7 protein-coding genes and 3 tRNA genes are annotated in these 10873 nt (G+C 52.9%); 4 read left to right on the top strand and 6 right to left on the bottom strand.

Annotated elements, in window-relative coordinates; translation table 11 throughout:
• Positions 1-11: 11 nt before the first annotated feature.
• Positions 12-1523 carry a bifunctional ADP-dependent NAD(P)H-hydrate dehydratase/NAD(P)H-hydrate epimerase gene (nnr, locus tag ACQKDS_RS01835; protein ID WP_399664216.1) on the bottom strand — a complete coding sequence of 504 codons (1512 nt, stop codon included), beginning with the start codon at positions 1521-1523 and terminating at the stop codon, positions 12-14.
• On the opposite strand from nnr, the gene queG reads away from it, so the two are divergent.
• On the top strand, positions 1522-2661 hold the full coding sequence (gene queG / locus ACQKDS_RS01840; protein ID WP_399664213.1) for a tRNA epoxyqueuosine(34) reductase QueG: 1140 nt from the start codon (positions 1522-1524) through the stop codon (positions 2659-2661). The two genes, nnr and queG, sit on opposite strands and share 2 nt — an antisense overlap.
• 308 nt (positions 2662-2969) lie before the next feature.
• Here the strand turns inward: queG and ACQKDS_RS01845 are convergent.
• From ACQKDS_RS01845 to orn, 4 genes are all read right to left on the bottom strand, one after another.
• Positions 2970-3045: transfer RNA gene (locus ACQKDS_RS01845), tRNA-Gly, on the bottom strand.
• 50 nt (positions 3046-3095) lie between these two features.
• A tRNA-Gly gene (locus tag ACQKDS_RS01850) sits at positions 3096-3171 on the bottom strand.
• Positions 3172-3236: 65 nt separating this feature from the next.
• Positions 3237-3312: transfer RNA gene (locus tag ACQKDS_RS01855), tRNA-Gly, on the bottom strand.
• A gap of 224 nt (positions 3313-3536) precedes the next feature.
• Entirely contained in the window at positions 3537-4082 is a 546-nt protein-coding gene (gene orn / locus ACQKDS_RS01860) for an oligoribonuclease (protein WP_399664210.1), read from the bottom strand.
• A gap of 158 nt (positions 4083-4240) precedes the next feature.
• Here orn and rsgA point away from each other — a divergent pair, with 158 nt between their 5' ends.
• The 3 genes from rsgA to mscM all read left to right on the top strand — a co-directional run bounded on the left by rsgA (position 4241) and on the right by mscM (position 9637).
• Positions 4241-5290 (top strand): small ribosomal subunit biogenesis GTPase RsgA, encoded by a 1050-nt coding sequence (rsgA, locus tag ACQKDS_RS01865; RefSeq protein WP_399664207.1) that lies wholly within the window; start codon positions 4241-4243, stop codon positions 5288-5290.
• 74 nt (positions 5291-5364) lie between these two features.
• Positions 5365-6261: an archaetidylserine decarboxylase gene (asd, locus tag ACQKDS_RS01870; protein WP_399664204.1), complete on the top strand. Its 897-nt coding sequence runs from the start codon at positions 5365-5367 to the stop codon at positions 6259-6261.
• 13 nt (positions 6262-6274) lie between these two features.
• The gene (gene mscM, locus ACQKDS_RS01875; protein WP_399664201.1) at positions 6275-9637 is read left to right on the top strand and encodes a miniconductance mechanosensitive channel MscM; all 3363 of its coding nucleotides are present in this window, start codon (positions 6275-6277) and stop codon (positions 9635-9637) included.
• 142 nt (positions 9638-9779) lie between these two features.
• On the opposite strand, the gene epmA is transcribed toward mscM, so the two are convergent.
• A complete protein-coding gene (gene epmA / locus ACQKDS_RS01880) occupies positions 9780-10757 on the bottom strand; it encodes an elongation factor P--(R)-beta-lysine ligase (protein ID WP_399664194.1) in 978 nt (325 codons plus the stop codon).
• Between the last annotated feature and the right edge of the window lie 116 nt (positions 10758-10873).

Here is a 10873-nt window from a genome sequence, read left to right on the forward strand (position 1 = left end):
GATAATATCTATTATGCCAACTGAGGATTAACGTAATGAGGAATGACAGGCAACAAATCGGTCGCCAGCAGCCCTCTTGTACCTTGTTCTTCTGCCACGCTGTCAGCGGCGGCACCATGCACCACACATCCGGCACAGGCTGCATCATACAGCGAGAGCTTTTGCGCCAGCAAACCACCGATGATACCTGAAAGAACATCACCCATGCCGCCAGACGCCATACCTGCGTTGCCAACATCGGCAATCGCCATCTTATGGTGCTCGGCAGCAATCAATGTGCCAGCCCCTTTCAACACCGCGACACCGCCGTACTTATTGACCAACCGCCGTACGGCAAGTAAGCGATCGCTTTCAATTTCGGCACTCTGACAGCCTAATAGCCGCGCCGCTTCACCGGGATGCGGTGTTATCACGCGATTCTGACGCTTCTCAGGATTTATTGCCAGCAGGTTAAGCGCATCAGCATCCCATAATGCCGGTTTATCACTGGCTTGCAGAACTTTCAGCGCATTCTTACCCCACTCGCCTTGGCCTAAACCCGGGCCAAGCACCACCACATCCGCCCATTGCTCAGCTTGCCGCAAATGATCATCCGTCAAACACTGCACCATAAGCTCCGGTCGTGCTGCCAGCAAAGGGGCAATGTTTTGATTGTGAGTGAGTACTCGCACCAATCCTGCACCGCTACGTAATGCGGCTTCTGCAGCCATGCGTATCGCACCCCCAAACCCGCTATCCCCGCCAACCAACAACAAACGCCCGTGTTCGCCTTTGTGCGAGCAGGGGCGGCGCGGTTTGAGCCAAGTGGACAGGTCGCTGGCGGTAAGGCGATGAAACTGTGCGGATTGCTGCCTCAGCCAGTCTGTTAATCCTAGCGTAGTCTGATGAAGTTGCCCGACCCAATCCCGCGCTTGGCCGGTCAGTAACCCCGGTTTCAAGGCGATAAAAGCCAAGGTATGGCTCGCGCGAATCACGGCACCGGGGGCCGCACCGTTTTCCGCCAACAAGCCGGAAGGTATATCCAACGCAACAATCGGCACACCAGTGCGATTGGCTTCCTCAATCAATGCATCGACCGGCGCGCGTGGTGCAAAGCGTAATCCGGTGCCTACTAGCCCATCGATAATCAAATCAATATCCGTTGGCCAACAACAATCGGCAGAGTGAAGTTCACCTCCGTCGTCAAGCCAAGCCTGGCGCGCAGCTTCCGCTTCGACTGGCAATGAGCGGCTGCCGTCACAGCCTATCACCGTAACCCTAATGCCCGCTGCCGCGGCAAGACGCGCCACGACATAACCGTCACCGCCGTTATTGCCGTGGCCGCACAACACCAACCAATGTCTACTGGCCGGATACGCATCACGCGCCAACCGATAAGCCTCGCCTCCAGCACGCCGCATTAAATCGTAAAGCGTAATGCCAAGCGAAGCCGCGGCTAGCGGTTCGGCTTGCCTGATCCAGTCCGCAGACCAAACAGAGTGTGATAAACTAGAGCAGTATTCCTTTTCATTATGGCCCGTCATGACACACCCCCTCGATCTCAATCAACTCGCCCAACATATCAAGCAATGGGGGCAATCGCTAGGATTCCAGCAGGTCGGTATCTGCGATACCGATTTGAGTGCAGAAGAACCCAAATTACAAGCATGGCTGGATAAACAATATCACGGTGAAATGGAATGGATGGCGCGCCACGGCATGCTGCGCGCGCGGCCGCATGAATTATTACAAGGCACATTGCGCGTTATCAGCGTACGGATGAACTATCTGCCCGCCAAAGCCGCGTTTGCCAGTACCTTAAATAACCCAGCGTTGGGCTATGTCAGCCGCTACGCCTTAGGACGCGACTACCATAAACTCTTGCGTCAACGGTTAAAAAAACTGGGTGAACAAATTCAAGCCTATTGCGGAGAACTGAATTTTAGGCCTTTTGTCGACTCTGCCCCCATTATGGAGCGCGCATTAGCCTCGAAAGCTGGTATTGGCTGGGTTGGCAAGCACTCACTTATCCTCAATCGCGAAGCGGGCTCATGGTTCTTTCTTGGCGAATTACTGATTGATTTGCCATTGCCAGTGGATCAACCACAAGAGGAACAATGTGGCCGCTGCGTCGCCTGCATTACCACTTGCCCAACAGGCGCAATAGTTGCTCCCTATATCGTTGATGCGCGGCGCTGCATCTCGTATCTGACCATTGAGTTGGAAGGGGCGATTCCAGAGGAATTTCGCCCGCTGCTGGGCAATCGAATTTATGGTTGCGACGATTGCCAATTAATCTGTCCATGGAATCGTTTCTCGCAGCTGACCGATGAGGATGACTTCAGCCCGCGTGCGGCATTACACGCGCCACAACTGATTGAGCTGTTTGGCTGGAGCGAAGAGAAGTTCTTGCGTATTACCGAAGGCTCAGCCATTAGGCGCATCGGGCACTTACGCTGGTTACGCAATATCGCCGTGGCATTAGGCAATGCGCCCTATCAAGATCTGGTCGTCATGGCGTTACGTTCACGGCTCGGGGAACATGCGTTAGTGGATGAACATATTGAATGGGCATTACAACAACAGCTGGCTCGACGTGCCGATCAAGGGATTGAAGTTCAAAGTAACCAGCACAAACGCTTGGTTCGCGCCGTAGAAAAAGGATTACCGAGGGATGCATAACAGCCCCTCGCTGAGCGCAGCCTCCGGCTTCACTTCACGCCCTGTGGACTTGTGCATAAAAATAAAAATGCTTTGTCTTTCAAACGTCACAAAAAGAGCAAGTGATCGAGATAACGTTTTTGAATAATTAAAAATCATTAAAAATCAATGAAATAAATATTTCATTTGTTTTGCGCTGTTTTTTTGATCAGGCGAGATAATAAACACGAACTGTGGATAACTCTGTTCACAGAATTTTTTGTGTTTGTTAACAAAGCAAAAATTCCCGCCTGCTAGGGCGCGGCTTTAAATGACAAAGGGGAGAAAATTGGAGCGGGAAACGAGGCTCGAACTCGCGACCTCAACCTTGGCAAGGTTGCGCTCTACCAACTGAGCTATTCCCGCACACAAGAGATGCTTTAGGCATCCGCCAGTAAAGATGGCTTTTGAAATTTTGGAGCGGGAAACGAGACTCGAACTCGCGACCCCGACCTTGGCAAGGTCGTGCTCTACCAACTGAGCTATTCCCGCGTCGCATGGTAACTGCTAGTACTACTTTTTATTCATCATGCTGCAAATGGCAACATTGTTGAATTTGGAGCGGGAAACGAGACTCGAACTCGCGACCCCGACCTTGGCAAGGTCGTGCTCTACCAACTGAGCTATTCCCGCATCGTATCGATAGCCGAACTTTTCTAAATTCTTCATCGGTACGGGGTGCGCATTATACGAGAAATCCTTTTTGCCGCAAGCCCCTAAAAGCAAAAAAACGCGTTTTTTGTTTGATTGCCGATTAATGCGCCAATATGATGAATTTACCAGCCGGAATCGTTCGCTAACCATTCAATCATAAAGAAAACCGGGCTAATCAAGCCCAAACTGGCGCTATACCGGTATTACAGCCGTATAAAATTCTCGCGATAATACGCCAACTCGGCCACGGACTCGCGAATATCATCCAATGCCTGATGCGTCCCCTGCTTCTGAAAGCCCGTCAGAATCTCCGGCTTCCAGCGGCGCGCCAGCTCTTTCAAGGTGCTGACATCCAAATAGCGATAATGGAAATAGGCTTCAAGCTGCGGCATATAACGGAACAAAAAGCGGCGATCTTGCCCAACGCTATTGCCGCATATCGGTGACTTACCCGCTGGCACCCATTGCGCTAAGAAGGCCAACGTTGCCTGTTCGGCGGCGCGATCGTCATACTGGCTGGCTTTTACCCGTTCAACCAATCCACTCCCCGTATGCGTCCGCACGTTCCAATCATCCATCAGCGCCAACTGCTCGTCTGACTGATGAACCGCAATGACTGGCCCTTCCGCCAAAATATTCAGATTAGCATCCGTCACCAGCGTAGCAATCTCGATAATGCGATCACGTTCAGGATCTAAACCGGTCATTTCCAGATCGATCCAAATCAGGTTATTTTCGTTTCCTGTCATGATATTTCCTACTTATAAACTCAATGGCCACCGCTGTTGCGCGTCGATATGCACAGGTACGCCATGCCGAACATCCAACAACGGTTATTTAATATAAAATAGCGTGTATCATAGTCTTTTTGGTCGCGACGAGCGATAAAAGCCGAGAGTGAGGCGCAGTGAGTAAGAACAAACTGTCGAAAGGTCAACAACGCCGTGTGCAGGCGAACCATCAGCGTCGTCTTAAGCGCACTGATAACAAACCGGAACTGGACGATTCCCAACTGGGCGAGCCGCAAGACGGGGTCGTAATCAGCCGCTTTGGCATGCACGCCGATGTTGAAGCGGCAGATGGTAGCCAGCATCGCTGCAATATTCGTCGAACCCTGCGTTCGCTGGTCACCGGCGATCGGGTTGTGTGGCGTCCCGGCCTGGGAACCCATGAAGGGGTAAAAGGCATCGTTGAAGCCGTTCACGAGCGCACCTCTGTGCTCACCCGCCCCGATCTCTACGATGGCGTAAAACCGATCGCGGCCAATATCGATCAGATCGTGATCGTTTCCGCCATCTTGCCGGAACTATCACTGAATATTATCGATCGCTATTTGGTCGCCTGCGAGACGCTAGAAGTTGAGCCGTTGATCGTGCTGAACAAAATTGATCTGCTGGACGACGAAGCACGCAAGCTGGTTGACAGTATGATGAACATTTACCGCACTATCGGTTATGGCGTACTGGAGGTGTCTAGCCGAACGCGTGAAGGTATGGAAGCGTTTGAGCAAGCGCTTGCCGGGCGCATCAGCATCTTCGCGGGGCAATCTGGCGTAGGCAAATCCAGCTTATTGAACGCGCTGCTGCCACCGTCCAAACAGCAAATTCTGGTAAATGAAGTTTCCGATGTTTCTGGCCTCGGGCAACATACCACCACGGCGGCTCGTCTTTATCACTTCCAGCATGGCGGTGATGTGATCGATTCGCCTGGAGTGCGTGAATTTGGTCTGTGGCATTTGGAGCCTGAACAAATCACCCGTGGTTTTGTCGAATTTCGTGATTATCTGGGCAGTTGCAAATTCCGTGATTGCACCCACGATAACGATCCCGGCTGTGCCATTCGTGCAGCCGTCGAGCGCGGCGATATCGCCGAAGAGCGTTTCGATAACTATCACCGCATTCTGGAAAGCATGGCTCAAGTGAAGGTTCGCAAGAATTTTCCTGACGCCAACGGCTAAGTCTATCGGGCGGGCGTTAACAGCGGTACTGCCGCCGTTAAACTGCGCGCCCCTTTTTTATTCAAGAGGTTAATGTGCTGGATAGCATAAAAATTAAATTACAGTATTGGCTACCAAAGCTGGCGCTGACGCGTCTGACTGGCTGGGGGGCTGATAAACAAGCAGGCTGGCTGACGCAATTAGTGGTCAAGGCTTTCGCTCGCGTTTACCGTGTTGACATGCAGGAAGCACACAACCCAGACTTGGCCTCCTACTCGACATTCAACGAGTTCTTTGTGCGTCCATTACGTGAGGGTGCACGCCCAATCGTCAGCGACATTAATGTGTTGGCGCTCCCGGCCGATGGTGCGGTGAGTCAACTCGGGCCTATTCGTGACGATCAAATTTTCCAGGCGAAGGGGCATCATTACAGCCTGGAAGCGCTGCTGGCCGGCAACTATCAACTGGCAGAAACGTTCCGCAACGGCTTATTTGCTACAATATATTTGGCACCACGTGATTATCACCGCGTTCATATGCCGTGTGACGGCATATTACGCGAAATGATCTACGTGCCCGGCGACTTGTTCTCGGTCAACCCGTTGACCGCAGCCAATGTGCCAAATCTGTTCGCCCGTAATGAGCGAGTGATCTGCGTTTTTGATACCGCAGTTGGGCCAATGGTACAGATTCTGGTCGGCGCGACGATTGTCGGCAGCATCGAAACCGTTTGGGCGGGCACCGTCACACCACCTCGTGAAGGCATCATCAAACGCTGGACCTATCCAGCATCCGGCATGGATGGTGCGATCCACTTGCAGAAGGGTGAAGAAATGGGTCGCTTTAAGCTCGGCTCAACGGTCATTAACCTGTTTACCCCAGGTAGCGTGCACTTTGAACCGCGTCTGAACACTGGCACCGTCACCCGCATGGGCGAAGCATTCGCCGAAGTGTCTGCCGTGGCGGCGGCTGAATCACCTCAGTCAGAATAAAGGAACGGATGCTGTGCGCCTGATTATTACGACGTTACTGCTCGGTTTTTTATTGGCTCAATCGGCGCTGGCTGCTCCACTGCCCGATGAATCACAGCTCAAGCAGGAGCTGAAACAGGCCGAAGACAATAAAAGTGCGCCTAATCAGGCCGAAACGGTTGAGGCGCTGCAAAGCGCCATCAACCGTTTGGCTGAACGCAAAGAATCGATCACCCGTTCGCAACAGTATCAAAAGGTCATTGACGATTTCCCCAAGATGACGCAGGAACTGCGCCGTCAATTGACGACTGAAGAAGCTAAAATCCTGCCAAACGGCGAGAATCTGCCCACCAGCGAACTCGAACAGCAAATTCTGCAAACCAGCAGCCAACTGCTCGAACAAGCACGTCTCTTGCAGCAGGAGCAGGAGCGCACGCGTGAAATAAGCGACTCGCTCGGCCAGTTACCGCAACAGCAAGCCGAAGCTCGACGGGCTCTGACGGAGACGCAACGTCGCTTGCAGGCACAACCCGCTAATCCGACGACGGCAAATGCGCTGGCGCAACTTTCGCTATTACAAGCGGAGGCCGCAGCACGCAAGGCAAAAGTCGACGAGTTAGAGCTGGCGCAACTTTCCGCCAATAATCGGCAGGAACTGGCGCGCATGCGGGCCGATGTGTATAAAAAACGCCATGAGAAGCTGGATATTCAGCTGCAGGCGCTGCGCAATAATCTGAACAGCCAGCGCCAACGCGAGGCCGAATTGGCGCTCGAAAAAACCGAACAGCTCGCCGAGCGAAGCGGCGAACTGCCGAAGAGTATCAGTCAACAGCTGCAAATTAACCGTGAGTTATCCACCGCGCTGAACAATCAGGCGCAACGGATGGATTTGATCTCTTCACAGCAGCGTAAGGCCGCCTCGCAAACGTTGCAGGTACGCCAAGCGCTCAGCACGATCATCGAACAGGCACAATGGTTGGGCGCATCGTCGGTACTGGGCGAAACCCTGAGAGCACAAGTGTCAACGCTGCCTGAAATGCCAAAACCGCAGCAGTTGGACAACGACATGGCGCAGTTACGCGTGCAGCGGTTGCAGTTTGAAAACCAGTTGGAAAAGTTGCCACAACGCGCGCGAAGCATCAAACAAGACGACGGTTCCGACCTGACGCCTGCACAGCAGCGTATTATCGACGCCCAACTCCGCACCCAGCGCGAGTTACTCAACTCACTACTTTCCGGTTGTGATACGCAAATTCTTGAGTTGACTAAATTAAAAGTGGCCAACACTCAGTTGGTGGATGCGCTCAATGAAATCAAAGACGCCACCCATCGCTACCTTTTCTGGGTTCCCGATGTCAGCCCATTAACCCTGTCGTATCCGCTGAATGTCGCCCATGATCTTACGCGGCTGCTGTCGCTTGATACGCTGGCGCAACTGAGCGGCGCGTCGATGATGATGGTCACCAGCCGCAGCACGTTGATTCCCATATTTGGTGCTCTGCTCTTGGTGATTTTCAGCATCAGTTCACGTAAGCACTATCACGCGTTTCTGGCGCGTTCGAGCAGTAAAGTCGGCAAAGTAACGCAGGATCAGTTCTATTTGACGCTGCGAACCGTGTTTTGGTCAATTCTGGTCGCCTTGCCGCTGCCAGTGTTGTGGGCGGCACTCGGCTTCGGTCTGCAAAATGCCTGGCCATACCCGGTTGCTGTCGCCATCGGTGATGGTGTTACCGCCACGCTACCGATTCTGTGGGTGTGTATGATCAGCGCCGCCTTCGCCCATCCGCAAGGGTTGTTTATCGTGCACTTCCGCTGGCCAGTGCGGCAGGTTTCACGGGCGATGCGCTACTATAAAATGTCGATCTGGCTCATTGTGCCGCTGATCATGGCGCTAATTACCTTCGATAACCTGAATGACCGAGAATTTTCCAATACGCTGGGGCGTTTGTGCTTTATTTTACTGTGTGTGGCGCTAAGCCTGGTCACTAACAGCCTGAAACGCGCAGGAATTCCGCTGTATCTGGATAAAAAAGGTTCCGGCGAGAATATGCTCAACACGGCGCTGTGGGGACTGCTGTTGTCCGCACCGCTGCTCGCCGCTCTGGCTTCGACGATCGGTTATCTGACCACGGCACAAGCGCTGTTGGCACGCCTGGAAACCTCGGTTGCCATTTGGTTCTTCCTGTTAGTGGTGTATCACATTATTCGTCGCTGGATGCTAATCCAACGTCGACGCATCGCGTTTGATCGCGCCAAACAGCGGCGCGCCGATATTCTGGCTCAGCGTGCGCGCGGGGAAGAAGACACGCCCTCTCCCCACTTCACCAGCAGTAATGAAGGGGCAATGGATGTCGATGAGTCCGAGATCGATCTGGATGCGATCAGTGCGCAATCGTTGCGGCTGGTGCGCTCGATCCTGACCATGATCGCACTGGTGTCGGTGATCGTCTTGTGGTCAGAGATCCATTCCGCCTTTGCATTTCTGGAAAACATTACGCTATGGGATGTGACGTCGACGGTTAACGGTATCGACAGCGTACAGCCGATCACGCTTGGTGCCGTCTTGATCGCCATCCTGGTGTTAATTGTTACCATGCAATTGGTGCGAAACTTACCCGCGCTGTTGGAACTGGCGGTATTACAACATTTGGATCTGACGCCAGGCACTGGCTATGCCATCACCACCATCACTAAATATCTGCTGCTGCTGTTTGGGGCGATCCTCAGTTTCGCTTGGATCGGCATCGAGTGGTCGAAATTACAGTGGGTGGTGACCGCACTCAGTGTCGGTTTAGGCTTTGGCATGCAGGAGATTTTCTCCAACTTTATCTCTGGCCTGATCATTTTGTTCGAAAAACCGATCCGCATCGGCGACACCGTGACGATTCGTAATCTGACCGGCAGCATCACTAAGATCAACACCCGCGCCACCACGATTTCCGACTGGGATCGCAAAGAAATCATCGTGCCCAACAAAGCATTTATCACCGAACAATTTATCAACTGGTCACTGTCCGACTCGGTCACACGTGTTGTGATGACCGTGCCAGCCCCCGCAGAAGCGAACAGTGAAGAAGTCACCAAGATCCTAACCGATGCCGCCGAACGCTGTTCGCTGGTGCTGGATAATCCGCAGCCGGAAGTCTATCTGGTCGATCTGCAACAGGGTATCCAGATCTTCGAATTGCGTATTTACGCCGCAGAAATGGGCCACCGAATGCCGCTGCGTCACGAAATTCACCAGCTGATTTTGGCCGGTTATCGCGAGCACGGTATTATTCTGCCGTACCCGCCTTTCCAGGTGCGTACTGAAACGCTGTCACGCATCAATAATAACGGCCACGCCGTTTCATCGACCCCTGCGCCAAATACCAAGCGCGAATCTGGCGGGTTATAATAGCGGGAACAAAAAAGGCCAGCATACATTCTGCTGGCCTTTTTGATGATGTCTACGTCGTCGTTCTAACCCATTTTAAGCGGCGGCTACGCCTATCTTTAAGTGCTCTGAGCAATTAACCCTGCCGCAACGCAAAAGTGCTTTATGCTCGCATCACCGGGAAGGCCAGCACTTCGCTCAAACTTTCCGCGCCCAACGCCAGCATCACTAAACGATCGACGCCCAGCGCCACCCCGGCACACTCGGGCATACCGTGGCTTAGGGCATCCAACAGATTGAAGTCAATCGGCTGTTCCGGCAGTCCGCGTGACGCACGCTTGCGGTTATCCTGCTCGAAACGCTGGCGCTGTTCATTGCTGTCGGTTAATTCACGAAAACCATTCGCAAGCTCCATGCCCTTGAAGTACACCTCAAAGCGCTCCGCTACCCGATGATCTTCCGTGCTGATTTCAGCAAGTGCCGCCTGCGAGGCTGGGAAATGGTAAACAAACGCCGGTTTTTCGCGGCCAATATGCGGCTCAACGCCAACGGTGAACAATAACTGCAACAGCGTATCGCGGTCTTCTTCAACATCCGCAATATTGCTTAAATCAAGTTTGGCTGCTGCTTCACGCAGTTGGGCTTTTTCCGCAGATAACGGGTCAACATTCAGATGACGTAAAAACGCCTGCTGATAGGACAACGTTTCCGCGCTATCGCAATCCAGTACCTGCTGTAATAAATCGTCCACTTCATTCATCAGCCGATACATATCGTAATGTGGGCGATACCACTCGAGCATGGTGAATTCTGGGTTATGGTGCCGCCCGGACTCTTCATTACGAAACGCACGCCCCATCTGGTATATCGGGCCGCTACCTGCAGCCAATAGACGCTTCATGTGATATTCCGGGCTGGTCATCATGTACAGCGTCATCCCTTCCGCGGCGCCGGGGCCGACAAAATGCGTCTGGAAAGGAAACAGGTGGACGTCGGTCACCGTTGCTTGGCTCATCGCCGGCGTCTCAACCTCCAATACGCCGCGATCGGCAAAAAAACGCCGGATCTCAGCGAGGATCGCTGCGCGTTTCAACAAATTGGCGATAGGTGCACTCGGCTGCCAGCTTGCCGTTTCGCTCATGGTAATTACTCCGAAATCAAACAGGGGATGCAGTCTACTCGCATCACGCCAAGCAAACAAATTCTTGGCTAAAACCACAATAGAACGGAATTAAAACCATAAAGTTTATAATGATT

Source organism: Serratia sp. NPDC078593 (genome assembly GCF_050268245.1).
Classification (GTDB): Bacteria; Pseudomonadota; Gammaproteobacteria; order Enterobacterales; family Enterobacteriaceae; genus JBNNGK01.